General features: G+C 49.4%; 20 protein-coding genes. 16 read left to right on the top strand and 4 right to left on the bottom strand.

Going from position 1 to position 25062, the window contains the following annotated elements; genetic code table 11:
• Positions 1–51: 51 nt before the first annotated feature.
• Complete coding sequence (locus tag NDK19_RS04375) at positions 52–1167, bottom strand: site-2 protease family protein (RefSeq protein WP_250630630.1); 1116 nt, start codon at positions 1165–1167, stop codon at positions 52–54.
• A 15-nt stretch (positions 1168–1182) separates the two neighbouring features.
• On the bottom strand, positions 1183–2172 hold the full coding sequence (locus tag NDK19_RS04370; protein ID WP_250630629.1) for a 2-hydroxyacid dehydrogenase: 990 nt from the start codon (positions 2170–2172) through the stop codon (positions 1183–1185).
• 101 nt (positions 2173–2273) lie between these two features.
• Here NDK19_RS04370 and NDK19_RS04365 point away from each other — a divergent pair, with 101 nt between their 5' ends.
• From NDK19_RS04365 to NDK19_RS04300, 14 genes are all read left to right on the top strand, one after another.
• On the top strand, positions 2274–3560 hold the full coding sequence (locus NDK19_RS04365) for a M16 family metallopeptidase (RefSeq protein WP_250630628.1): 1287 nt from the start codon (positions 2274–2276) through the stop codon (positions 3558–3560).
• 52 nt (positions 3561–3612) lie between these two features.
• Positions 3613–4077, top strand: a complete 465-nt coding sequence (locus tag NDK19_RS04360) for a RidA family protein (RefSeq protein WP_250630627.1) — start codon at positions 3613–3615, stop codon at positions 4075–4077.
• Between the two features lie 91 nt (positions 4078–4168).
• Entirely contained in the window at positions 4169–6064 is a 1896-nt protein-coding gene (locus NDK19_RS04355; RefSeq protein WP_250630998.1) for an amidophosphoribosyltransferase, read from the top strand.
• Positions 6065–6140: 76 nt separating this feature from the next.
• Entirely contained in the window at positions 6141–7571 is a 1431-nt protein-coding gene (locus NDK19_RS04350) for an MBL fold metallo-hydrolase RNA specificity domain-containing protein (protein WP_250630626.1), read from the top strand.
• Positions 7572–7577: 6 nt separating this feature from the next.
• Positions 7578–8660: an LptF/LptG family permease gene (locus NDK19_RS04345; RefSeq protein WP_250630625.1), complete on the top strand. Its 1083-nt coding sequence runs from the start codon at positions 7578–7580 to the stop codon at positions 8658–8660.
• A gap of 12 nt (positions 8661–8672) precedes the next feature.
• Entirely contained in the window at positions 8673–9572 is a 900-nt protein-coding gene (locus tag NDK19_RS04340) for a DMT family transporter (RefSeq protein WP_250630624.1), read from the top strand.
• Positions 9573–9668: 96 nt separating this feature from the next.
• On the top strand, positions 9669–11066 hold the full coding sequence (gene fumC / locus NDK19_RS04335; protein ID WP_250630623.1) for a class II fumarate hydratase: 1398 nt from the start codon (positions 9669–9671) through the stop codon (positions 11064–11066).
• 76 nt (positions 11067–11142) lie between these two features.
• Complete coding sequence (locus NDK19_RS04330) at positions 11143–11799, top strand: Ezrin/radixin/moesin family protein (protein WP_250630622.1); 657 nt, start codon at positions 11143–11145, stop codon at positions 11797–11799.
• An 8-nt stretch (positions 11800–11807) separates the two neighbouring features.
• On the top strand, positions 11808–12491 hold the full coding sequence (locus NDK19_RS04325) for an ABC transporter ATP-binding protein (protein ID WP_250630621.1): 684 nt from the start codon (positions 11808–11810) through the stop codon (positions 12489–12491).
• Between the two features lie 132 nt (positions 12492–12623).
• Positions 12624–14903: an ATP-binding protein gene (locus NDK19_RS04320; protein ID WP_250630620.1), complete on the top strand. Its 2280-nt coding sequence runs from the start codon at positions 12624–12626 to the stop codon at positions 14901–14903.
• 259 nt (positions 14904–15162) lie between these two features.
• Positions 15163–18939: a hydantoinase B/oxoprolinase family protein gene (locus NDK19_RS04315; RefSeq protein WP_250630619.1), complete on the top strand. Its 3777-nt coding sequence runs from the start codon at positions 15163–15165 to the stop codon at positions 18937–18939.
• A gap of 19 nt (positions 18940–18958) precedes the next feature.
• The gene (locus tag NDK19_RS04310) at positions 18959–19558 is read left to right on the top strand and encodes a Uma2 family endonuclease (RefSeq protein ID WP_250630618.1); all 600 of its coding nucleotides are present in this window, start codon (positions 18959–18961) and stop codon (positions 19556–19558) included.
• A gap of 175 nt (positions 19559–19733) precedes the next feature.
• Positions 19734–20237 carry a DUF6992 family protein gene (locus NDK19_RS04305; RefSeq protein WP_250630617.1) on the top strand — a complete coding sequence of 168 codons (504 nt, stop codon included), beginning with the start codon at positions 19734–19736 and terminating at the stop codon, positions 20235–20237.
• Between the two features lie 68 nt (positions 20238–20305).
• On the top strand, positions 20306–21058 hold the full coding sequence (locus NDK19_RS04300; RefSeq protein ID WP_250630616.1) for a DUF5995 family protein: 753 nt from the start codon (positions 20306–20308) through the stop codon (positions 21056–21058).
• Here the strand turns inward: NDK19_RS04300 and NDK19_RS04295 are convergent.
• Positions 21055–22485: an anthranilate synthase component I family protein gene (locus tag NDK19_RS04295; protein ID WP_250630615.1), complete on the bottom strand. Its 1431-nt coding sequence runs from the start codon at positions 22483–22485 to the stop codon at positions 21055–21057. The two genes, NDK19_RS04300 and NDK19_RS04295, sit on opposite strands and share 4 nt — an antisense overlap.
• Before the next feature lie 65 nt (positions 22486–22550).
• On the opposite strand from NDK19_RS04295, the gene NDK19_RS04290 reads away from it, so the two are divergent.
• Positions 22551–23189 carry a phosphoribosylanthranilate isomerase gene (locus tag NDK19_RS04290; RefSeq protein WP_250630614.1) on the top strand — a complete coding sequence of 213 codons (639 nt, stop codon included), beginning with the start codon at positions 22551–22553 and terminating at the stop codon, positions 23187–23189.
• A gap of 53 nt (positions 23190–23242) precedes the next feature.
• Here the strand turns inward: NDK19_RS04290 and NDK19_RS04285 are convergent, their stop codons facing one another.
• Positions 23243–23770 (bottom strand): YceI family protein, encoded by a 528-nt coding sequence (locus NDK19_RS04285; protein WP_250630613.1) that lies wholly within the window; start codon positions 23768–23770, stop codon positions 23243–23245.
• A 165-nt stretch (positions 23771–23935) separates the two neighbouring features.
• Between NDK19_RS04285 and NDK19_RS04280 the strand changes: the two genes are divergently transcribed.
• Positions 23936–24913 (top strand): isopenicillin N synthase family dioxygenase, encoded by a 978-nt coding sequence (locus NDK19_RS04280; protein WP_250630612.1) that lies wholly within the window; start codon positions 23936–23938, stop codon positions 24911–24913.
• Positions 24914–25062: the final 149 nt, after the last annotated feature.

The following is a 25062-nucleotide window of genomic DNA, read 5'->3' as shown; positions in this document are numbered from 1 at the left end:
CTAAAAGTACGGCAGATTCACCGAAAGCTGAAAAAATTACACACAGAGCGACTATACAGGCTTTGCTGCAAAGTTGCTGCGTGCTTCCGATGATTTCAGCACGCTTTGTACCATCATAAACTCGGCGATGTTTTCTACATCTAACACGCCCAACAGGTGCTGCTGGTGCATAACCGGCGCAAACTCTATGCGGTGTTGCTGCATTTTCTGCCAAGCAATTTCCAGAGGCATTTCAGCCTGTAAAAATACCAGCTCGGGGTTCATTACCTGACTTACAGGCACTTCGGCTCCGTATTGTGAAAGTGCCCGTACAATTTCATCGCGGCTGAGCGTACCTACGGGGCGGTCTTGGTCTAAAATGAGGAAATTGCGCGATTGCCCGTTGAGCAGTAAATCTACCGCTGCCTGCAATGGCTGATAAGTTTGCAAAGTCATGAAGTCGTGCATCACTGCATCAGCTACCCGATAGCCCTGCAAAGCAGACTTGGTCTGTGCAAGTTCGGCTTCTCCCTGTGCACCAAGGAATATGAAAAAGCCGATAAAAATCAGGAAGGGATTGCCAAGGAAACCCAAAATAACAAAACCAATGGCAAGAAATTGCCCGATAGCAGCAGCTACACGGGTTGCCGCTGCTCGCTCCATGCGGAACGACAGCAATGCACGCAGTACGCGCCCCCCGTCCATCGGGAAAGCAGGAATCATGTTGAACAGTGCCAGCCATAAATTGACGGCCATCAGACTCAGCAAAAAAGTATCGCCATCAACAGCGCGCAGGTTGAGGGAAATTTCCGTTCCTTCGGATATATGCAGAAATGGATAGATGAGCGCAGAGATGACAATATTCACTGCCGGGCCTGCCAGTGCAACAACCAGTTCTTCCATCGGTTTTTCGGGCATGGAAGCCAGCCGTGCCAAGCCTCCGATAGGCAAAAGGGTGATATCTTGTGTTTCAATGCCGTAGCGACGTGCCGCCAGTGCATGACCAAATTCGTGCAGCGTTACACAGGCAAAAATGGTAAGCACAAAAAGGACTGCCCAAAGCGTTTGTTCGGTGCTGTTGCCTGCGCTCAGGTTGCTTATTACAATCCAGCCGATGAGGATGAGGAATGTCCAGTGAATTTGTACATGGATGCCCAGAATTTTGCCCAAAGAGAGAGAATACTTCATGTGTTTAATGAGTTATTAGTCTGTCAAATCGTTTGGCGAACGTCCGTGCTGCTCCCATGCGTCCAAGTTTTCAATGGTAGTATCTGCAATATTGCGCAAGGCCTCTACCGTTAAAAAACCCTGATGACCTGTTATCAGCACATTTTTAAAACTGCGCAGGCGGATAAACTCTTCATCCTGCATAATGGTATGCCTGTGGTCAAAAAAGAACAAGCCTTTTTCGCGTTCATACACATCTAAACAGGCTCCGCCTACTTTGCCCGCCGACAGGTGGCGGATAAGTGCAGATGTGCGCACAATGCCGCCGCGTGCCGTATTGACAATATACACACCTTCTTTCATCAGTGCAAATTGCGGCTCATCAATCATGTATTGGGTGTGCTCGTTCAGCGGGCAGTGAATGGAAATAATATCGCTTTCGCACAGCAGTTGCTCCAACGAAACATAGGTTAGGCCGATAGCGGCTGCCTCGGGGTTTTGTTGCGGGTCAAAGCCAAGCAGCCGAACGCCGAAGCCGTTCATAATTTTGGCAAAAGCCATCCCTATTTGCCCCGTGCCGATAATACCAACGGTCTTGCCGTGAATATTGAAGCCTGTAAGTGTATCTAAGCGAAAATCCTGCATTTGCATGAGCCACTGGCTTTCTACGATTCGCCTGTTGAGTGCCATCAGCAGTGCTACGCCTTGCTCTGCCACGGCATTGGGCGAATAGGCCGGCACATTGGCAATGCGAATGCCCAATCGGCGTGCCGTTGTTAAGTCTACGTGGTTATACCCTGCCGAGCGCAAGGCTATGTACCCTACGCCGAGTCTGTGAAGTGCTTTCAGCACATCTCCCGAAGCATCATCGTTAGTAAAAATAGAAACGGCTTCGCAGCCTTCGGCAAGTGCTGCCGATTCCAAAGAAAGGCTTTGTTCGTTGAAAATCAGTTCGTGTTTGCGATGGTTGGCCTGCACCATGCCCGGGCGTTCAAACGGTTTAAGAGAGTAACAGAGCGTTTTCATAATGGGCTCATTTGGGCGTTTTGGCTGCAAATTTCGCTGTATTGGTCAATGGAAAAGATGACCTGTATCATTCAACCCGTCGGAAACTCGTACTTTTGCTTATGGAACAACCCTTAGACCGTACAATTGCGCCTCAGGCGTTTGCCTTAGAAGATTTTCCTTTGGTACGCCCGCAAACTTTTATATTGCCCAATGGCATCCGACTGCGACTGATTAATGCAGGCGTTCAGCCAACCGTTAATGTACAACTCAATTTCAATACGGGCAGGTTGGCAGGCAAGCAGCGCGCCGTTGCCTATCTGACCAATAAAATGTTGGCAGAAGGTACAAAGCATCGTTCTGCTGCATCGCTCATGGCTGCCATAGACCAAATGGGTGCGTTTTTGGAACTCAGCCCCGGGCTCGACCACAGCGAAGTAGAGTTTTACTGCCTGCACAAACACTTGCGCCCGATGCTTGGATTGGTGCAGGAAATGCTTGCAGAATCTGTTTTCCCCGAACGTCAGTTAGAAAAACTGAAAAACGTTACTGCTCAGGGCATCCGCATCAATTTAGAAAAAACGGCTACCGTAGCCACTAACTTGTTCAGGGAGAGCATTTTTGGTGCAACGCATCCCTACGGCAGCGTTATCACCGAGCAGCAGTTGCTCGACAGTTCGCAAGAAGAGGTGCAGCAATTCTATGAACAGTACTATTCAGGAAAATCCTTTGAGATAATTGCGGCAGGGCAGTTTGAGCCCGACGATGTGCAACTGTTTGCCGAAACGCTGGGTACATTGCCCGTGAGTCATGTTACGGCACCAACCCTAAGCGGCCATGCACCGGCCATTGAACCTGTTACCCTCTATCAGCCGAAGGAAAACGCTGTGCAAAGTTCTATTCGCATTGGCAAAATCATTGTGTTGGAACAGGGCAAAAACAGCAGGGACTACCTTACGCTTTCCTTGCTTGTAGAAGCCTTAGGCGGCTATTTCGGCTCGCGCTTGATGCAAAACATTCGCGAAGAAAAAGGACTTACCTATGGCATCTATGCCAATCTGGTTACGCTGCAACAGGCATCTTATCTGGTAATTGGCGCAGATGTAAAGAAGGATTTGCGCGAGCTGGCCATCAGTGAAATCCACAAGGAAATAGCGGGGATGATTGAGCAGCCCATAGATACCGATGAGTTGAATTTGGTGCGAAACTATATGCAAGGGTCGTTTATTGGTTCGCTGAATACGGCTTTTGCCATAGCCAATCGCTACAAAGGCATTTATCACCACGGGCTACCCGAAGACTTCTACCATCACTATGTTTCATCGCTGAATAAAATTACAACCGATGACCTGTTGCAGGCTGCCGAAAACCACTTGAAAGGCGGTTTTTCGGTTATTTCGGCGGGGTAAGCGGTGCAGATTTGAGGAGCAGAACACTCATTTAACGTTACTGTTAATAACCATGAAAACTCTCTTTTTGATTACCATCTTTACGTTTGTGGGTATAGCTGCTCATGCACAACAACCCAAGGTGGTAGAATTTATCAATCCTTCGGAGTGGCCTAAGCCGCCCGGCTATACACATGTGGTCAAAGTAAGCGGCGGAACAACCATTTACCTTTCGGGGCAAGTGCCCACCGATGCACAGGGGCAGATAGTGGGCAAAAATGACTTTGATGCACAAGCGAGGCAGGTGTTTGAAAATCTGCAAACAGCCCTGAAAGCCGCCGGTGCAACCTTTGCCGATGTGGTAAAAATGAATACCTACGTAGTGGGGCTGACCATTGAGCGCCGCAACCGCATCCGCGAAATTCGCCGCAACTACCTAAATATGGAGCAGCCGCCTGCAAGTACGCTCGCAGGCGTAGAAGCACTCTACGACCCCGAAGTGCTGATTGAAATTGAGGCGATAGCCGTTATCAAATAAAGGTTCTGCTAATTGCCAATCACCTGCAAACAGCCCATAGAAAACTATGGGAAAAGGTGTACATTTGCACTTCTTTATTTTTAGCCTTCGCATGAGCGACTTTATCCGCCATGAATGTGGCATTGCGCTGATTCGGCTTCGCAAGCCCCTTTCCTATTATATTGAGCGATACGGCACACCTGCTTACGCCATTAATCGCCTGTACCTTCTGATGGAAAAGCAACACAACCGCGGGCAGGACGGTGCCGGTGTGGCAAACATCGTCATCAATCCGCGCCCCGGCAATCCGTACATGCATCGGGTGCGTTCCGTGAAAGCTCAGCCCATCGCACACATTTTCAAAAAAGTGGGTAAAGTGCTTCGGAAAATACAGAAAAAGTATCCTGACAAATACCTGAACGCCAACTGGTTAAAAAATAACGTGCCTTATACCGGCGAGTTATGGCTGGGGCATTTGCGCTACGGAACGTTTGGCGGCAATGGCATTGAGAGTGTGCACCCGTTCATCCGCCGCAGCAACTGGCGAAGCCGCAATCTGATTGTGGCAGGCAATTTCAACATGACCAACGTAGATGAACAGTTTGAAAAACTCATCAGTTTAGGTCAGCACCCCGAAGCCAAAGCCGACACAGTTACCGTACTGGAAAAAATAGGACATTTTCTGGATACCGAAAACCAACGCCTGTTCGACCACTACAATCAGCAGGGCTTTGACAATCAAGAGATTACAACGCTGCTGGAAAAACACATTGACTTGCAGCGCGTATTGCAGCGTGCCTGCAAAGACTTTGACGGCGGCTATGCCATGGCCGGTTTGACAGGCTACGGCGCAGCATTTGTCGCACGCGACCCTGCCGGCATTCGTCCGGCCTACTATTACGCCGATGATGAGGTAGTAGTTGTTGCTTCCGAAAAACCCGCCATCAAAACGGCTTTTGGTTGCCAATACAACCAGATTCAGGAAATTACGCCCGGCCACGCGCTGATTATAGACAAAGAAGGCGACTATCGGATGTTGCCGTTTACCGAGTCGCTGCCCAAGCGTTCGTGCAGTTTTGAGCGCATTTATTTTTCACGCGGCAACGACCCCGAAATCTATCAGGAACGGAAGGCCTTGGGCTATTTGCTCCGCGACCAAATTCTGAAAGCCATTGACTACGACCTGAATAATACCGTTTTTTCCTACATCCCCAACACGGCCGAAACAGCCTTTCTGGGCTTGATGCAGGGCATAGAGGAGTTTCTGATTGAGCAGCGAAAGAAAGCCATTGCCGAGAGAAAACTCAGTGCCAAAGACTTGGAATCGGTGCTTTCGTTCCGTCCGCGAGTGGAAAAATTGGTGATTAAAGATGCCAAGTTGCGCACCTTCATTACCGATGATGCGCATCGCGACGATTTGGTAGGGCACGTGTACGACACCACCTACGAGGTTATCAAAAAGCGGCAGGATACCATTGTTGTAATAGATGACTCCATTGTGCGCGGCACCACCTTAGAGAAAAGCATCATCAATATGCTGGAAAAATTAGAGCCCAAGCGTATTGTGATAGTTTCTTCCGCGCCACAGATTCGCTTTCCCGATTGTTACGGCATTGATATGTCGCGTATGCAAGAGTTTGTTGCTTTCCGTGCCGCACGCGAGCTGTTGAAGGAACACAAAAAACTTTATTTGCTGGAAGAGGTTTATCAGAAATGTTTGGATGCCGTTAAGCTGGAAAGCCACAAAATAGTGAATCATGTGAAGGAAATTTATGCGCCGTTCACCTACGAGCAAATTTCCGATAAAGTGGCGCAGATAGTAAAGCAGCCACACATTCAGGCAGAAGTGAAGGTGGTGTACCAAACCGTAGAGAATCTGCATCGTGCCTGCCCCAATCATATCGGCGACTGGTACTTTACGGGTGATTATCCTACGCCGGGCGGTAATTACATTGTTAATAAGGCGTTTATCAAGTTTATGGAAGGTTCGCATGAGCGGGCTTATTGAGTTGAGGCAAACCTGACGGGTTTCCAAAACCTGTCGGGTTTGCGCGCAGACATACTGTTAAAGATATTTTGAGAGAATGAAGCTGACATTTTGGGGGGCTGCCCGGCAGGTTACGGGCAGCATGTATTTATTGGAATTGGAAGACGATTATCGCATCCTGATAGATTGCGGTTTTGATATGGACAGAGAACGCGGCAAAGAAGAAGAGTTGCCGCAGGCATTTCCGGGGTCAGTTTTTCCGTTTGATGCAAGTACGCTCAATCTGGTATTATTAACCCACGCCCACATAGACCATTCGGGAAATATTCCCAATCTGTATCGCGAAGGTTACGAAGGGCAAGTGCTGTGTACTTCTCCTACCATAGACCTCACCCACCTGTTATTGACCGATTCGGCTGCATTGCACCGCCGCCGGCTGCAAAATCTTTCCAAAAAGAAAAAGAAGAAGCAGTTGCCGCCGCCCAACGTAGTGAACGAGTGGTACATTGAAAAACAAGTGGATGCAGCGATGGATAGTTTTGTCGGTATCGCTTTCAATCAGCGCTTTCAGGTTAAAAAAGGATTGCACATCACATTTATACCTGCCGGCCATTTGCTTGGCGCTGCCAATATTCTCATAGAAGTAAATGAGGGCGGCAAACAGCGCAGCATTCTGTTTTCGGGAGATATAGGGCGCTATAACTACCCGCTGCTGCCCGACCCTTCGCCTGTTCCGCAAGTAGATTACCTGATTTGCGAAAGTACCTATGGCGGACGCAATCATACGCCCAACGTAGAAGTGGAGGCAGAGCTGGAAAAAGCCATCATAGAAACCTGTGTGGAGAAGCCCGGCAGGCTGATTATCCCGTCGTTTAGTGTAGGCCGCACGCAGTCATTGCTCTATACGTTCAACAAGTTGGCTACGCAAAGGCGGTTGCCACCTATCAAGGTGTTTTCCGACAGCCCGATGGCACTGCAAAGCACGAAAATCTACGCGCGCTACAGCAAAATGCTCAACAAAGATGCCCGCGATTTTCTGGCAACCCACGATACCCTTTTTGATTTTGACAATCTGGTGATTGTGGAAGACCTGAAAAACAGCAAGGCCATCAGCAACTACCGCGAGCCCTGTATCATCATTTCTTCTTCGGGTATGCTGGAAGGCGGGCGCATTCAGCACCACATTCGCCACAACCTGTCTAACCCCTACTGTACCATTCTGATGATTGGTTACAGCGCCGAAAATACACTTGGCAGACAACTGCTGGACGGTATTCCCTCGCTCCGCGTGGGCGACCAAGAAATCCCTGTACTTGCCAAAGTGAAGTACACCGATGCTTTCAGCGGGCACGGCGACCAAGACGACCTGATAAAGTTTGTTAAACAACAGGCACCCGACCGTTTGAAACAGCTATTTTTGGTGCATGGCGAAACCGATTCAATGGAAGCATTCCGTACCCTGCTTTCAACCGAAGGCTACCAACAAGTGGCCATGCCCGAAAAAGGACAAACTTTTGTGTTGGACTAAACTGCCATGCGCCTCAAACTGATAGATGCCTATATCCTGAAAAAGTTCCTCAGCACGTTTGTGTATGTGGTCATCATGCTCAATGCTATTATCTGCGTGATTGATTACAGCGAAAAAAGTCAGGATTTTTATCGCAATAAGTTATCGTTAGGGTTTATTGTTGAACACTACTACATCAACTACATTCCCTACATGACCAATTTGCTCAGCCCAATTATTGTATTCTTGGCAACGGTTTTTGTAACCGTGCGGTTGGCCAATCGCACGGAAATTATTGCGATGCTGGCCTCCGGGGTGAGTTTTATGCGCCTGTTGGTGCCCTATATGCTGGGTGCGGCATTGTTGGCAGCCATCAGCATTGCAGGCACCACCTATCTGGTGCCTATTACCAACAAGTCGCGGGTGGCATTTGAGCGCGCCTTCATCAAAGAGCGCTACTTCTACGATGCCACCAACGTGCATTTCCGCGTAGCCCCCGATGCTTACGCCTACATGCAGAACTACAATAACTTTACTCAAACCGGCTATCAGTTTACGCTGGAACGCATCATAGGCAATCAGCTCATGGAGAAGCTCAGTGCCGAGCGCATCCGTTGGGACAGCACAAGCGGCAAATGGTCTATTGAAAACTATCGCCTCCATCAGTTCAACGGCGAACGCGAAGTGCTGAAATACGGTGAAAAAATGGATACGCTGTTGCGCCTTTCGCCCAAAGACTTTGAAAGCACGCACCTGCTGCACGAAGAACTGACCATACCTGAACTCAACGCGTATGTGGAAGAACAATTGATGCGGGGCAATACAGCGGTTGGTATTTTTCTGGTACAAAAAAATATGGCATTTGCCTATCCTTTTGCCATTATCATCCTGACGTTCATGGGGGTGATTGTATCTGCCCGCAAGTCGCGGCAAGGGTCAGGCGTGCAAATTGCCATTGGTTTTCTGATAGCCTTTCTGTTCATCATTTTGGCGCGGATGTTTATGAGTTTGGGGCAGGCGGGTTCCGTTTCACCTTTTATGGCGGCTTGGGCACCGCCGCTGCTGTTTGGTGTGCTGGCAATTATTATGTACAAGACTGTTCCGCGATAAGACTCTTCCGTTATGTTCAAAGACTATTTGCAACTGCATTTCATCGTATTGCTGTGGGGCTTCACCGCTATTCTGGGGCTGCTTATCAGCATTCCGGCGTTGGAACTGGTTTTTTACCGCACACTGCTGGCAATAGCGGGTTTGGGTGCCATCCTGCTCATCCGTAAACAATCGGTGAAATTGGACGGTGCAGCCATCATTCGCCTGATATTTACCGGCACCATTGTTGGGATGCACTGGGTGTTGTTTTTTGCCTCTGCAAGGGTGGCCAATGCTTCCATTTGTTTGGCAGGCATGGCAACCTGCTCCCTTTGGACATCTGTATTGGAGCCTTTTGTGAACAAAAAAGCCGTGAAGTGGTACGAAGTAGTCAGCGGGCTGGTCATCATGGCCGGCTTATATGTCATTTTCCGATTTGAGTTCAATCAGATGCTGGGGCTTACCTTAGCACTGGCTTCCGCCTTTTTAGCCTCTGTTTTTACGGTCATCAATAGCCGATTTACCAAAAAATACCACCACCAAACCATCACTTTCTACGAAATGATAGGCGCGTGGTTGGTTTCACTCATCAGTTTACCGATTTATCAGCATTTTCTCAACAATGGCGAACCCCTGCAACTGATTCCGCAGGCAACGGACTGGGTTTGGATTATGGTTTTGGCATGGGCTTGTACGGTATATGCCTATGCGGCGTCGGTAGAACTCATGAAACGACTGACGGCATTTGCGGTCAATCTGACCGTTAATCTGGAACCTGTATACGGTATTTTGCTGGCCGCAGTATTTTTTAACGAGCACGAACAACTGACCGGCGGCTTCTACATGGGTGCAGCAATTATTCTGGTGGCCGTTCTTACGTATCCCTTGCTCAAACGATGGGATGATGCAAGAAGTCGGCTTTCGGGGGTGTGAGTTAAAATTCACCTATGTATCTATATCTCACCTCACCTGCACGTATCCCGATTTCTTCCATTAAATTTGTCGGAATGAATTAAACCCGTTTCACCGATGAATTACCGCATAGAACGTGACACAATGGGCGAGGTACAAGTACCTGCCGATAAGTACTGGGGTGCGCAAACCGAGCGCTCACGCAATAACTTCAAAATCGGGCCGGAAGGCAGTATGCCCAAAGAGGTGATTTATGCCTTTGCTTACCTGAAAAAAGCTGCTGCACTCGCCAATTACGAATTGGGTGTTCTCTCCAAAGAAAAGAGCGATTTGATTGGCAAGGTATGCGATGAAATATTGGCCGGAAAATTAGACGGCGAGTTCCCGCTGGTTATCTGGCAAACCGGCTCGGGTACGCAAAGCAACATGAACGTTAATGAAGTGATTGCCTATCGTGCACACGTTATCAGCGGCGGTCAGCTCACCGACGAGAAAAAGGTACTGCACCCTAACGACGACGTCAATAAATCACAGTCTTCCAATGACACCTACCCTACGGCGATGCACATTGCCGCCTACAAGCAGGTAGTAGAAATTACACTGCCCGGTTTGCAACGCCTACGCGACAGTCTGGCTGCCAAGGCTCAGGCCTTCATGCCGATTGTGAAAACAGGCCGTACACACTTTATGGATGCCACACCGCTCACGTTGGGGCAGGAATTCAGCGGCTATGTTCAGCAAATAGATATGAGCATCCGCGCCATTAAAAACGCGCTGGAAGCAGTGCGCGAACTAGCGCTCGGCGGAACTGCCGTAGGTACGGGACTCAACACGCCCAAAGGCTACGATGTGCTGGTGGCCAAAAAAATTGCTGAACTGACGGGCTATCCGTTTGTAACAGCTCCCAATAAGTTTGAAGCGCTGGCTGCCCACGATGCAATGGTAGAACTGAGCGGTGCACTGAAACGCACGGCAGTAGCCCTCATGAAAGTTGCCAACGATATCCGTATGCTTTCATCCGGCCCACGCTGCGGCATTGGCGAAATCATCATCCCCGACAATGAACCCGGCTCCTCTATCATGCCCGGCAAAGTGAACCCGACACAGCCCGAAGCCTTAACAATGGTTTGTGCGCAAGTAATGGGCAACGACGTAGCCGTAAGCGTAGGCGGTTCTATGGGGCATTTCGAGCTCAACGTATTTAAACCGCTGATTGCAGCCAACGTATTGCAGTCTGCCCGCCTGCTGGGCGATGCCTGCGTATCGTTTGCCGAAAAATGCGCTGACGGTATTGAACCTAACCATGAAGTCATTGCCCGCCATCTGGAAAACTCTTTGATGCTGGTAACTGCGCTGAATCCGCACATTGGCTATGACAATGCCGCTAAAATTGCCAAAAAAGCACACAAAGAGGGCACATCGTTGCGTGAAGCTGCTCTTGCGCTGGGCTTGCTGACCAACGAGCAATATGACCAGTGGGTGGTTCCCGCCGATATGGTTGGCAGCCTCAAATAAATTTTGTTTTTGGCTTAATATATGCTATCAAATTGGTGTTAAAGTATTGATTCACACAACCAAAGCTAATAAAGTTATGAAACCGGTTTACGCCTTTTTTCTGTTCGCGTTTTTAAGTTCGGCAGCGGTGCTTCCTGTTGTGGCGCAGAAAAAAAATGATGACAAAAAAAACAAGGAAGAAATCAAAAAGTGGAAAAAGAAAAAGAACGAGTTAGACCCGTTGGCATATCGCGACTTGGTGAACAGTAAAGCCGAATTGGTAGGCGAAGCCGAAGGTATGAAACGCCAATTGGTCAATATGGGTAAGATTATTGCCGATAAAGACGCTGAAATAGAAGCCTTGCGCAACGAACTGGCAGCCGCAAGAGGCGGAGGCAGCGGTAACTCCGCAAGGGTAAGCCGCGACGAAAACGAGGTGGAAGGTTCTTATTCCGAATACACCAAAGGCGTATGGTTCCGCGTGCAGGTAGGCGTTTACAGTAAAATAGACGCAAGCATGTTCAAGGATAACAACAAAAATTTTTCCGTTGAACAGGATTCCGATGGTGCTTACAAATACACCTTAGGACACTTCCGCGACTATTGGGAAGCCGATAACTTTAAAAAGTACCTGCGCAAAATGGGTGTGAAAGATGCTTGGATTGTTGCCTACAAAGACAACCAGCGCATGAACATCAAAGATGTACTGGAAGCCAAAGACATTGAAAAAGTACAAAACGCCAACAAACAATAGCTGCATCCATGCCTGTTATAGAAACCATAGGCATCAGTAAGGTTTTTAACGGCGGAGAAAGCAACGAAGTAAAAGCCCTGACAGACATCAGTTTGACGATTGAAGCGGGTGAATGTGTGCTCTTATCAGGCCCTTCGGGTTCGGGTAAGAGCACATTGCTTTCCATCCTTGCTTGTCTTGCTAAGCCAACCGAAGGAGCTTACTACTGCCTCGGCGAGCAGGTATCGCGCTGGCCGGAAAAATTTTTGACACGCTTCCGCCGCCAACATATTGGCATGGTGTTTCAACAGTTTCATCTCATCAGAGGGCTTACGGTACGTGCCAATATTGCCGTTCCGCTCATTCCTTACGGGCTTTCGCATAACAGCTTGAAAAAAGCCGTGGAAAAAGCTGCCGAAAGTGCGGGTATTATACATAAAATAGAATCGCCCATAGAAAAATTGTCGGGAGGAGAACAGCAACGCGTCGCTATTGCAAGAGCCTTGGCAGCCAATCCTACCATTGTTTTTGCCGACGAGCCTACCGCGCATCTGGACAGCCACACGGCAGCGGCAATTCTGGACGTATTTACCTCACTGAAAAAAGGAGGCAAAACCATTATTGTTACCTCCCACGACCCTTTGGTGCAACAGCACAGTATCATTGATAACAAACTGACACTTAAAGACGGGCAGTTGCTTAGTCATACATAAAAGAGAATCAGGCAGTTTCGTACTTTTGTGAACTATCAAAAAAAACGACATCAAGACAGAATGAAGGTTGTGCCGATACGCTACTGTTTTTTGGGGTTGCTATGGTGGCTTCCAATGCTTGCTGCGGCAGATATGCCTCATTCTAAAAAAATGGCGCAAGAGTCCCTTGCGTTATACGACAAAGACCCGGGGCGCGCTTATCGCCTTGCCATTACGAGCCTGCATGAGGCGCGTCGGCAGCGCGACAACATTAGCGAAGCATGGGCGCTGCTTGCTTTGGGAACTTCTTACAGGCAAAAAGGGAGTTTTGATTCCGCATTTATCGTATCACAAACCTCGGCAAAGCTGTTTCGTGATAATCAGCTACCAAAAGAGGCTGCATGGGCACTTACGGAAGCCGGAAGTGCACGCAGTCAATATTCCTACTACTCCGAAGCACATGAAATATTGCAATCGGCCATTGCCGTATTACGCGAGCATGCGCCCGCAAGCACGCAGATGGCAGAGGCACACAGAGAGTCAGGATTGAACTATCTGCGATGGCAACAGTTTGGAAAAAGCCTGTCGCACTTAGATTCTGCCCGTCTGATATATGAAAAACTGCAAGATGATTATGGTCTTGCCCGCACGTTGAACAACATCGGGCTTTGCCACCGCAACATGGGCGAACTGGAAATCGCCTTGAAGTTTTATTTGAACGCTCTTGGGACTTTTGAAAAGCTAAAAGAGCCTACCCGGTCTATGACCGCACTGTTTATCAATATTGCGAATTTGAACAGGCAATTGGGTGATACAACCGCACAGGCAGTGGATAGCCTTTATGCAAAAGCCTACCGAATGGCGGCGTATCTGCGCGATACCTTGCAAATGGTAGGAATGTCGTACAGCAAAACGGATTTTTTGATTTCAGCCGGAAGATACCAAGAAGCCTCTTTGCATTTGGAAGAATCTCTCAAACTGAGCAGGCTGGCACATATGTACATAGAAGAGGCCAACCTGACCACACAGCAGGGGCTATTATTAGGTAGGCAGCAACAATTAGATTCAGCCATTGCAGCCCTGCAAAAGGCTGTAATACTCTATGAAAAAGCAGGCAATGCCAAGCGGGCTATCACCCCCTTAGACGAAATGGCACGCCTTTTCTTTATGCAGAAGAATTACGAACAGGCAATTAATGTAGGGCTAACTGCACTGGCAATTAAAAACAATCACCCCGACCTTCGCTATTTGTTGCCTCGCATACGCGAAACCCTGAGCCAAAGCTATTTTTACACCGCACAATACGAAAAGGCAAGGGCTGTGGCGATGGATTTATTGAAAGAAGGGCAGCAGTCTAACAGAAAGTCCACCTCTCTGGGGGCATATAAACTGTTGTACATGCTGGATTCGGTTAAAGGAGATGCCCGTAGTGAAATAGCTTGGCTGAAAAAGTACTACGTGCTGAAAGACAGCATCATGAACAGCGAAAAAGCCAATGCGATAAAAGCAGCAAAAGCCAGTTTCTCACTGATACAAGCGCGTAATGAGAATCGCCTGCAAGCTATTGAACTTGCCCAACGCAATACCTATCTGTGGGCGGCAGGTGTTGTAATTGCCTTAACAGTCATATTGTTAGGCGTGCTTGTGCATCAGGCCAACCAAAGGCGGGCAACCAATCTGATGCTGCTGCAAAAAAACAGCGAGATAACCAAGCAAAACGAACAATTGGCAGCCCGCAATGCGGAATTGGCAGCATTGAACAACGAAAAAACCAATCTGATTCGCATTATTACACACGACCTGCGCACACCGCTGGGTAACATCAGTTCGCTGTCGGAAATAGCCCTTTATGATACTCAGCCGAATAGGGAGGCTATTGAGATGATAGGACAGGTAGCCACTGATGCCTTAGACACAGTCGGGCAGTTGTTGAGCTGGCAAAGCATGAGTCGCGGCGAGCTTTCATTGAACAAAGAAGCCCTTGACATCGCCTATTTGTTTCAGATACTTGCCGACAGGTTTGCCACCGAGGCGGCGCGCAAACAAATCACCATACACATTGCATCGGCAACAGAGCCGTCAGCTACTGCTTTTGGTGACAAGAATTTCACCCGCAATATTTTGGAAAACCTCATTTCAAATGCGCTCAAGTTTTCGCCAAAGGAGAAAAATATTTATCTCACTACCGAACTAAGGGGCCAGATGCTTGCCATACAAGTCAGGGATGAGGGGCCGGGTATTAAACCTGAGGAAATGCCTCGTCTGTTCGGGCAGTTTCAGCAACTCAGCGCCCGACCAACTGCCGGCGAACCTTCATCGGGTTTGGGGCTATACATCGCCCGACGCTATGCGCTTGCTATGTCCGGCGATTTGATTTGTGAAAGTGAATACGGTAAAGGAGCAACGTTCAGCTTGCTGTTACCGACAGCATAAGGCGGTATATCCTCGCCCAAAATTAAAACAGGGGTGTAGATTTGGTACTGAGGATGCTACACATCAACCTTATGGGTCTTTTAGGCATGTAATATTCTGTTTTTCAAGAAGTTACATAAAAAATTTCCCAAAAACACTTGCCGTTTGGTATAACAAAATCAGCGAAAACCATGTCATCTGCAAAAAGTTGCATGTTTATGTAATCCGTTGCGGATTGTTTTGAGGCACAATAAACCGCATACATTCGTAATTTGGTAGCATGAACAACGGCTGGCATTTATGGGCTGACACAGGCGGTACTTTTACCGACTGCGTAGCACTTTCTCCCACAGGCGAATGGCTCACCTGCAAAGTATTGAGCAGCGGCGTGCTGCGCGGAACCGTTCGGAAAACGCAAGGCAACATTTGGCACGTGCAGTTTCCTTTTCGGCAAGATATTTTTGAGGGCTACACCCTGCGCCTGCTGCCCGATGGCGGCACATATCAGGTTATGGGCAGTCGTCTTGCCGAAGGGCTGCTATTTCTGCAAAATGCCGCCTCGGCTGTTGCTGCCGACACCCTTTTTGAACTCACGGCAGGCGAAGAGGCGCCCCTGCTCGCAGCACGCTTGCTGACGCATACGCCGCTGCATCAGCCTTTGCCGCCTATTGCCATGCGGCTGGGTACTACCAAAGGAACAAACGCACTGCTGGAAGCCAAAACTCCCAAAGCCGCCTTGGTAGTAACCAAAGGTTTTGCCGATGTGCTGCGTATCGGCAGCCAGCAGCGCCCCGATATTTTTGCTTTGCAAATCCGAAAGCCTGCCTTGCCGCCGCATGTGGTCGTAGAGGTACATGAGCGAACAGATGCCGAAGGGCAAATCGTGCAGCCGCTCAACGAAAGCGAAATCAGGAGAATAATTGAAGAAGTGAAAAGTGCAGAAGTTCAATCCGTTGCCGTTTCGCTCATGCACGCCTACCTGAACCCGCAACACGAACTGCAGTTGGTCAAGGCACTGACAGAGGCGGGCTTTGCTTATGTTTCCTCAGGTACGGCGCTTTTACCGTTGATTAAATACGAATGGCGCACCCAAACCGCCCTTGCCAATGCGGCACTTGCACCCGTGTTGATGTCGTACCTTCAACCAATCAGCGAAAAGGCAGCCGATTTGCGGCTGATGAGCAGCAACGGAAATCTGGCCGATTATTGGGAATTTCACCCCAAAGACAGTTTGCTGAGCGGCCCCGCGGGAGGAGTTATTGGTGCATGGAAGCATACGCAGGGCAGCCCCTTTGCCAAACATATCACCTTTGACATGGGCGGCACCAGCACCGACGTTGCCCGCGTGGACGGTGCACCCGATTGGGCAAACGAGGTACAGGTCAGCGGGCTGTCGCTCATGAGCCGCGCCGTTGCCATGGAGACCGTGGCGGCAGGCGGAGGCTCAATTTGCTTTTTCGACGGACACAGGCTCGCTGTCGGTCCGCACAGTGCGGGGGCATTTCCCGGTCCGGCTTGCTACGGCAACGGAGGTCCGCTCACCGTAACGGATGTCAATTTACTTGCGGGCAGACTGATGCCGCAAAATTTTTCCATCCCTATCAGCGAAGCCGCTGCCGAACAGGCCTTAGCTCATCTTCAAAGAAAGATAGCCGAAGCAACAGGTGAGACAATCGGTCGGGAAAAACTGCTGGCTACGCTCTTGCAACTTGCCAACGAAAAAATGGCGGAAGCGATTCGCCTGATTACCACGCGCAAAGGCGAAAATCCTGCCGACTATGCGCTGCTTGCCTTCGGAGGTGCAGGCGGGCAGCACATTTGCGAAGTGGCGGACTTGCTCGGTATTCAGCGAATTTTAGTGCCTCGCTATGCAGGCTTATTTTGTGCTTACGGCATCGGGCAAACGGATATTGCCCATACGCAGGCACGGCAAATCATGCAGCCTTTGCCTCGTTTTTTTGATAGTTGGCAACAAATCCTTGCCGAGCTTAAAAATGCGGCAATGCAGCCCTTGCTTGCCCAAAACTTTGCTTCTGAACAAATTATCATCCGACAAATCAGTGCCGAGTTGCGGCTCAAAGGACAGGAAAGTACCGTTTCTGTTGATTTTGAGGAAGATGAAACGCAACTTTCGGCAGCGCAAAAGTTCCGACAGGCATATGCCAAACTCTATGGCTATTTTCCCGAGCAAACAAGCGACGAACAAACCGAAGTGGTAGCCTTGTGGTTGACGGCTGCCGTTCCGCAAAGCCGCACTTTGCCCCCGCCTTTGCCCAATGAGCAAAAACATGAGGTAACGACATCGGAGCGCTACGGCGATGCCGCCGTTTTTCGCCTTGAAGACCTGCCCGCAGGCGCTGCTCTGAAAGGCAAGGCTATCCTTTTGAGTGATTATCACACGGTTTTTATGCCGCCGCATTGGCAGGCGGAAATACTTGCCAACGGCGATGTGGCATTGTATTGCACCGATAATCAGCCGCTTCAACAAGGGCAAGCCCCCGAAGCGGCCGAGTTGGAACTGTTTTCCAACCGATTTACGGCAGTTGCCAACCAAATGGGCGCATTGCTGCAACGGACAGCCTTTTCGGTGAACGTAAAAGAACGTCTGGATTTTTCCTGCGCCCTGCTGGATGCCGACGGCGAATTGGTAGTCAATGCGCCGCACGTTCCCGTGCATTTGGGCAGTTTGGGCGTATGCGTGCGCGAAGTGCGCAAGGTTTTGCCTATGCAAAAAGGCGATGTGGTTGTTACCAATCATCCCGCGTTCGGCGGCTCGCACCTGCCCGATGTTACGCTCATTGCGCCCGTTTTTTTTGATGATGAATTGGTTGGCTATGTTGCCAACCGTGCGCACCATGCTGAAATCGGCGGCTCGCGTCCGGGTTCGATGCCGCCCGATGCCCGCTCGCTTGCAGAAGAAGGAGTCGTAATTGTACCTGCCTACCTGATGCGCGGCGGCGTGCCGCAATGGGAGGCGGTCGCACAACTCTTTACCGATGCGCCGTATCCTACCCGTGCGCTGAACGAAAACATCGCCGATTTGCAGGCGGCACTGGCATCGGTTCAGGCAGGCATTGGCGGGCTGCAAAATCTTTGCCGTACCTACGGCATCGGTCAGGTGCGCCGCTACATGCAGGCATTGAAACGCTATGCGCATGATTGCCTGATGCGCAGCCTGCGGCAATTGCCCGCGCAATCGTTTGCCGCCACGGAGCGTTTGGACGACGGCAGCCCGCTGTGCGCCCGCATCCAAATCAGCAACGACAAAGTAACGATTGATTTCAGCGGCACGGCAGCCACATATGCGGGCAACCTCAACGCCACGCCTGCCATTGTGAACAGCGTTGTGATTTACGTCTTGCGCTTGTTGATTGCCGCCAAGTTGTCGCACGAATACGTACCGCTCAATGAGGGGCTGATGCAATCCGTAGAACTGCATTTGCCCGAAGGTTCGCTGCTCAATCCCCGATTTTCCGATAATCCTGCCCTTTGCCCTGCCGTGGTGGGCGGCAATACCGAAGTCAGCCAGCGGCTGACCGATACGCTGCTCAAAGCCTTAGAACTTGCCGCGTGCAGCCAAGGCACAATGAACAACCTAATTTTCGGAAATGAATCGTTCGGCTACTACGAAACCATTGGCGGAGGCAGCGGCGCAACGGAAGGTTTCCAAGGTGCGGATGCCGTCCATTGCCACATGACCAACACGCGCATTACCGATGCGGAAATCATGGAAAAACGCTATCCCGTGCGCGTAGAGCGGTTTGCCGTTCGCCCCGATTCGGGCGGCAAGGGCAAGTGGCGCGGTGGCAACGGTATTGAGCGGCACATCCGCTTTCTTGCCCCCGTTGCGTTGAGCCTCATTACCCAGCACCGCAAGGAAGCCCCCTACGGCATGGCAGGCGGCGAGCCGGGCAAAACAGGGCAACAGTGGCTTGTGCGCGCTACGGGCGAACTTGTGGCACTGCAAGGCATCGACCGCGCCGACCTGCAAGCAGGTGATTTGCTCTGCCTGCATACACCCGGCGGCGGCGGCTTCGGCAAGCCGTCGGATGGATGAAAATTGTGTATATTTGACTATGCAACCCGTTACCAGCCTTTCCCAATTAGACCCCAACGGCGTATATACCTACGCCGACTATCTGCAATGGCAGTTGGAGGAAACCGTTGAGTTGATTAAAGGCAAAATTTTCCCGATGTCGCCCGCGCCCGGGGCTACCCATCAGCGGATTTCGCGCAAGTTGATGCACTTTATCTCCAACTGTTTTTGGGAAAAATCCTGTGAAGTTTTTTCTGCGCCTTTTGATGTGCGGCTGTTAGACGGTAAGAAGTCTGCCGCAGCCAATCGCGATATTTTCACGGTCGTGCAGCCCGATATTTCCATTATTTGCGATGCAGCAAAAATTGACGAAGCAGGCTGCCTCGGCGCACCGGATTTGATTGTGGAAATTCTTTCCAAAGGCAATTCCAAGAAGGAAATGAAGCACAAATTCAGCCTCTATGAAGAAAACGGCGTGCGCGAATACTGGATTGTGGTTCCCTACGAACAGTTTTTGCAACAGTTTATTTTAGATGAAAACAACCGCTACCGACTGCACGACATCTATACCGCAGAAGACCTGATTACCTCATTCATTTTCAGCGATTTACAGATTCCTTTGCAGGAGGTTTTTGGATAACAGCCACGTTTTTCCTGTATTCGAATGCTGATTTTGGGCAGATAACGCGGCTGTACAAAGTAATAGTTGATTTGTAAAGGAAAATTTGCATAAATCATTAAAAATGAACGACTTAAACCTGATAGGTTTCGAAGACCTGTCGGTTTCGTACATCAAACTATCCAATCATTAAGCTATGCTGTTGCTCGACTCACTTGTAACGCTCAACTTAGCGCGGCTCAACCTCAACCAGCAGGGAATGATGCTGTTGGGCACATGGGCATTTTTCAACATTATTATCGGCTTTTGGAAAGCCCGAAAAAGCGAAGGAGCAAGCCGCTATTTCTGGCAAATGAATGCCTATTGGAACATTGTCAATATCGTACTTGCCGCAGGTGGCTATTGGAATGCCCTGCAAACAGGTGTTAGCCTGATGAACCTTCGGGAATCGGTTGCTGCACAGTATGGCATTGAGAAAATCTATCTGTTCAATGCCGCCTTGGACGTGGCGTACATCATGGGCGGCTTTTATCTGATAGAACGCGCTCGCCGCAACGACAGCAACAGCCTTCGGTGGGAAGGTTTCGGCAAAGCCATCATCCTGCAAGGCGCATGGCTGATGGTTTTTGATTGGGTAATGTGGTGGCTGCAAACCGATATTACTACTAAAATTCTTTCAAAAATAGAAGTCGCCTTCTGATGTTTTTGCACGGCTGCCCTTTTTTGCGTACCTTCATTTGGCGGCATGATGTATGCACTTTTTTAGCCATGGAAAGCATAGACCGGGTTTTGGCGCAAATGGATGAAATTATTGAGGAAAGCCTCGATAACGCCAGCCGTGCAGGCATTTTTGCCTGTATCTATCGCCGTACAACGGCTGCCATCAAAGCTGCAATTGAGCGAAAGACGTTTGATGACAACCATCGTATGACCGTCTTTGATGTTAATTTCGCTGATTTGTATCTGTCTGCCTATCAGGGGTTTAAGCAAAATCAGGAAATCAGCTGCTCATGGGCGGTATCATTTGAAAGCAGTCAGGAAGAGTTGGCCGTCATTCAGCATCTGATTATGGGGATGCACGCACATATCAGTTTAGACTTAGGAATTGCAGCGGCGGAAACCATGCAATCGGAGCATATCAACAAATTGTCAAATGACTATGCCAAAATCAACAATATTCTGGCAGCACTTACCGATAGTATGCAGGCAAGCATTAACCGCATTTCTCCCGTAATGTCGGTGATAGACGTAATAGGCGGCAAGATGGATGAGCGGCTGGCCAATATGGGCATTGTTTATGCGCGCAATCGTTCATGGCTGATTGCCAGAGAGTTATGGCTGTTGAAAGACCATGAGGAACGCCAACAGCGCATCCGTGAAATAGATGAAGAAATGGCTGTATGGAGCGAATACATCCGCAAACCGCCTTCCCGTTTCCTGCGTGCCTGCCTGAAAGGCATCAAAACCTTTGAGCCCAAAGATGTGCGCAAAGTGATTACCGTTTTGCGCAAAGGCGATTAATTCTCAAAACCCGTTGCCAATTGCAAAGCGGTGCGCAGTGCGCGCAGTTTGTTGTTTACTTCTTCCAGCTCGCTGCGGTCGTCGGACTTGAACACCACGCCAGCCCCTGCCTGATAGTGCAGCGTATTGCCGATGCTCAAAAACGAACGAATCATAATTGCCTGATTGAAGTCGCCGTTGAAGCCCATAAAGCCTATGCAACCGCCATAGTAGCCGCGGCTGATGGTTTCGTATTGGTTGATGAGCTGCATGGCGCGGTATTTGGGCGCGCCCGAAAGGGTTCCGGCAGGGAAGGTATCCGCCACAATCTGGATGGCTTTTTCCGGGTCGGTGAGTTTGCCTTCTACCGTAGAAACCAAGTGAATCACGTGTGAGAAATATTGCACCTCTTTGAAAGTGGCAACCGTTACCTCTTCGCAGTGCTTGCTCAAATCGTTGCGCGCCAAGTCCACCAGCATGATATGCTCGGCGTTTTCTTTGGGGTCTTCCATGAGCCGTTGCGCGGCGGCGGCATCCTGCAAGTCGTTGCCCGTGCGGCGGAATGTGCCCGCAATGGGGTGGATAACGGCTTTCCCGCCTTTGATGACCAATTGCGCTTCGGGCGAAGAACCGAAAATTTTAAAATTGCCGTAGTCAAAATAGAACAGGTAAGGCGAAGGATTGATAGCCCGGAGCGCGCGATATACATTAAACTCATCGCCTCTGAAACCTTGCGCAAAGCGTCGCGAAAGTACAATTTGGAACACATCGCCCGCTTGGCAATGCTGCTTGCCTTTGGCAATAATTTGCAGAAATTCCTCGTCGGTAAAGTTAGAACGCTCGCTGCCGACGGGTTCAAACTGATAGGCAACAAAGTTCTTATTGCGGATGATGCCTTCAATTTGTGCAATGCCGTCTTCGGTCAGTTGTTCATCGCCGTATTGGTGCTCAAAAATGTACAACTCTTCGTTGAAGTGGTTGATGGCGATGATATAGCGGAATACCTGATAGTAAATGTCGGGGATGCGTTGGTCAAAGCCTTCTTTGGATTTGACTGGCAGCGAAATATCTTCAAAGTATTGCACTGCATCGTATGCCATATAGCCAAAAATGCCGTTGCTGATGAACTTGTCGGGCAGCGGCGAAACGGGCTGAAACGACTTGGCAAAACGGTTCAAATAGTCCACCACCCGATTTTCGGCATTTACCTGATACGTTTCCGTTTGTCCGTCGGGCATACTGATGTGCATTTGCCCCTCGGCAACCTTAAACGCCGCTACGGGTTCGCAGCAGATGTAGGTAAAAGCATTTTCGTTGCCGTGATAATCGGAACTTTCCAGCAGCAGAGTGTTCACGAACTTATCGCGCAGACGGAAGTAGATGCTCACGGGAGTAACCGTATCGGCAAGCAGTTTTTTATAGCGGGTTTGAACGGTAAAATTTTTCATAACAAATCGCGCCGTATCTTTGGCAATGCGTCCGCTAATTTAGCCTCTGACGCGGAGCAATAAAAATGAGTGAAGCAATGCAATGGAAAATATGCGGGTTGAAAGACCCTGCCAACATAGCGGCAATTCTTTCGGACATACGCCCAGACTATGCGGGCTTGATATTCTATCGCGACTCATCGCGGTATGCGGGCAATCTGCCGCCCGAGCAATTGCCTGTTTTCCCTGCGGAAACCAAAAAAGTGGGCGTTTTTGTCAATCAGTCGGCAGAGGAAATCGTGCAGGCAACGGCAGACTACGGCTTGCAACTCTTGCAACTGCACGGCAGCGAATCGGCGGAATTTTGTCGCAGCATACGCCAAACAACGGGCTTGCCTGTAATCAAGGCATTTTCCGTCGGTGAAACCTTTGATTTTGCAAAACTGACCGACTATGAACCAACCGTAGATTTTTTCCTTTTTGATACACAAGGGAAAAATCACGGCGGCAACGGCGTAACCTTCAATTGGGACTTGCTCAAAAACTATCCTTTCGGCAAGCCCTTTTTCCTTAGCGGAGGCATCGGCACGGAACATGCCGAAGCACTCAAAACCCTGCTGCTGCCCGCTTTGCACGCCATAGACGTAAACAGCCGCTTTGAAGCTGCCCCGGGCATGAAAAACACGGACTTGCTGCGCGATTTCAAAACCAAACTCGGGCTATAGAAAAAGCCGTTCCGAAAAATCCGAAACGGCTTTCCATACATCTATTCAACTAATTATTGACGCGCCAATTGTACGTTGGCAATCAATTTTACTTCTTCGCCTACCAGTACGCCGCCTGTTTCCAATGCTGCGTTCCAGTTCAAGCCGAAATCTTTGCGGTTGATTTTGCCGCTCAGTTCAAAACCTGCTTTGGTGTTGCCCCAAGGGTCTTTGTTGATGCCCAAAAACTCTGCGTTCAGCGTAATTTCTTTGCTCACGCCGTGCATAGAAAGGGTGCCGGTCAGTTCAAAATTGCTGCCGCCTGTATTCTTCATGGAAGAAGAAGTAAAAGTTACTTCGGGATATTTTTCGGCATCAAAGAAGTCGGCAGAGCGCAGGTGGTTATCGCGGTCGGCTTGTCCGGTGTTGATGGAAGCCGTAGCAGCCGTGAAAGAGATTTGTGCATCGGTGAAGTCATCGTCGGTTGCAGTAACGGCGCTGCCCGAAAAAGTACCGAAAGAACCTGTTACGGTTGAAATCATCAGGTGTTTTACCTTGAATTGTATTTCGCTGTGTGCAGCGTCAATTACCCATTGTGCCATAATTGTAATGCAATTTAGATGTTATAACATGTAATTCTTGTGCAAACATACGAACAATATTTGTATATACAATAGTTTTCATGACTTTAATTAGCTAATTTACAATTGGCTGATTATTACTACTTTTGCAGGTTGTTTTTACAAACCTTAATTACCTGATAAACAATGAGCGAAATTTTGTATGATGAGGTTCCTTCATTAGACTTGGCGGACTTCACCAGCGGAGACCCTGAGCGCAAAGCCCGCTTCGTAAAAAATCTGGGAGATGCATGGACAAACATCGGCTTTGTGGCAGTAAAAAATCACGGCCTTAGCGATGAGCTGACTGAAAAGCTGTATGATGCAGTAAAGAAGTTTTTCTTTTTGCCCGATGAAGTAAAGAAAAAATACGAAATCCCCGAAATAGCCGGCCAACGCGGCTATATAGGCAAGGGCAAAGAGCAGGCAAAAGGCCATGCCGTGCCGGATTTGAAGGAGTTTTACCATGTAGGTCAGGAAGTAACCGACCCTAACGACCCTGTTAAGGCGGAATATCCCGAAAACGTATTCCCTGATGCAGAAGTACCTGAGTTCAAACCCTTAGCCTTAGAGGCCTATCGCACGTTGGAAAAAGCGGGCGTGCAACTGTTGCGTGCCGCTGCTCTTTATCTGGGGCTGGACGAACACTACTTTGACGATAAAGTAAAATTCGGCAATAGCATCCTGCGTGCCATTCACTATTTCCCGATTGAAAACCCTGATGCGCTGGCTCCTGATGCGGTGCGTGCCGCTGCTCACGGCGACATCAACCTGATTACCCTGCTGATGGGTGCAAGTGCGGAAGGCTTACAGGTGCTCCGCCGCGACGGCAAGTGGATTCCGATTACGGCGCTGCCTGAACAGGTAGTAGTAAACGTGGGCGACATGTTGGAGCGTCATACGAACAATCGACTCAAATCAACCATTCACCGCGTAGTGAACCCGCCGCGCGAGAAAATGGGTACTTCCCGCTTCTCCATTCCGTTCTTCATGCACCCTCGCTCTGAAATGAATCTGGCTTGTTTGCCAAACTGCATTGACGAGGCTCATCCAAAGGCGTATCCCGATATTACAGCGGGTGAATTCCTCAATGAGCGTCTGCGCGAAATCGGTTTGAAAAAATAGGTGAACGCAAGCAGTGTAGCGATTTAACAAAGAGGCCGTCCGAAAAGGGGCGGCCTTTTTCATTAAGTACTAGCCAATAACAGAGTTTGGTTGTGCTTTATGGGCAAGCATGGCTTGTAAAACAGGGTTGTTAGCCTCCGCAAGGCGCG

The sequence above is a fragment of the Rhodoflexus caldus genome, assembly GCF_021206925.1.
GTDB lineage: Bacteria > Bacteroidota > Bacteroidia > Cytophagales > Thermoflexibacteraceae > Rhodoflexus > Rhodoflexus caldus.
The sequence above is the reverse complement of the archived record's forward strand: the minus strand, read 5'-3'. Positions and strand labels throughout refer to the sequence as shown.

What these genes read in the sequence shown, in the direction of transcription:
- NDK19_RS04370 (WP_250630629.1), bottom strand. Translation starts at nt 2,172, where the DNA reads ATGAAAACGCTCTGTTACTCTCTTAAACCGTTTGAACGCCCGGGCATG.
- NDK19_RS04305 (WP_250630617.1), top strand. Translation starts at nt 19,734, where the DNA reads ATGCTGTTGCTCGACTCACTTGTAACGCTCAACTTAGCGCGGCTCAAC.
- NDK19_RS04315 (WP_250630619.1), top strand. Translation starts at nt 15,163, where the DNA reads ATGAACAACGGCTGGCATTTATGGGCTGACACAGGCGGTACTTTTACC.
- NDK19_RS04320 (WP_250630620.1), top strand. Translation starts at nt 12,624, where the DNA reads ATGCCTCATTCTAAAAAAATGGCGCAAGAGTCCCTTGCGTTATACGAC.
- NDK19_RS04300 (WP_250630616.1), top strand. Translation starts at nt 20,306, where the DNA reads ATGGAAAGCATAGACCGGGTTTTGGCGCAAATGGATGAAATTATTGAG.
- NDK19_RS04350 (WP_250630626.1), top strand. Translation starts at nt 6,141, where the DNA reads ATGAAGCTGACATTTTGGGGGGCTGCCCGGCAGGTTACGGGCAGCATG.
- NDK19_RS04310 (WP_250630618.1), top strand. Translation starts at nt 18,959, where the DNA reads ATGCAACCCGTTACCAGCCTTTCCCAATTAGACCCCAACGGCGTATAT.
- NDK19_RS04345 (WP_250630625.1), top strand. Translation starts at nt 7,578, where the DNA reads ATGCGCCTCAAACTGATAGATGCCTATATCCTGAAAAAGTTCCTCAGC.
- NDK19_RS04355 (WP_250630998.1), top strand. Translation starts at nt 4,169, where the DNA reads ATGAGCGACTTTATCCGCCATGAATGTGGCATTGCGCTGATTCGGCTT.
- NDK19_RS04360 (WP_250630627.1), top strand. Translation starts at nt 3,613, where the DNA reads ATGAAAACTCTCTTTTTGATTACCATCTTTACGTTTGTGGGTATAGCT.
- NDK19_RS04290 (WP_250630614.1), top strand. Translation starts at nt 22,551, where the DNA reads ATGAGTGAAGCAATGCAATGGAAAATATGCGGGTTGAAAGACCCTGCC.
- NDK19_RS04325 (WP_250630621.1), top strand. Translation starts at nt 11,808, where the DNA reads ATGCCTGTTATAGAAACCATAGGCATCAGTAAGGTTTTTAACGGCGGA.
- NDK19_RS04285 (WP_250630613.1), bottom strand. Translation starts at nt 23,770, where the DNA reads ATGGCACAATGGGTAATTGACGCTGCACACAGCGAAATACAATTCAAG.
- NDK19_RS04295 (WP_250630615.1), bottom strand. Translation starts at nt 22,485, where the DNA reads ATGAAAAATTTTACCGTTCAAACCCGCTATAAAAAACTGCTTGCCGAT.
- NDK19_RS04330 (WP_250630622.1), top strand. Translation starts at nt 11,143, where the DNA reads ATGAAACCGGTTTACGCCTTTTTTCTGTTCGCGTTTTTAAGTTCGGCA.
- NDK19_RS04280 (WP_250630612.1), top strand. Translation starts at nt 23,936, where the DNA reads ATGAGCGAAATTTTGTATGATGAGGTTCCTTCATTAGACTTGGCGGAC.
- NDK19_RS04375 (WP_250630630.1), bottom strand. Translation starts at nt 1,167, where the DNA reads ATGAAGTATTCTCTCTCTTTGGGCAAAATTCTGGGCATCCATGTACAA.
- NDK19_RS04340 (WP_250630624.1), top strand. Translation starts at nt 8,673, where the DNA reads ATGTTCAAAGACTATTTGCAACTGCATTTCATCGTATTGCTGTGGGGC.
- NDK19_RS04365 (WP_250630628.1), top strand. Translation starts at nt 2,274, where the DNA reads ATGGAACAACCCTTAGACCGTACAATTGCGCCTCAGGCGTTTGCCTTA.
- fumC (WP_250630623.1), top strand. Translation starts at nt 9,669, where the DNA reads ATGAATTACCGCATAGAACGTGACACAATGGGCGAGGTACAAGTACCT.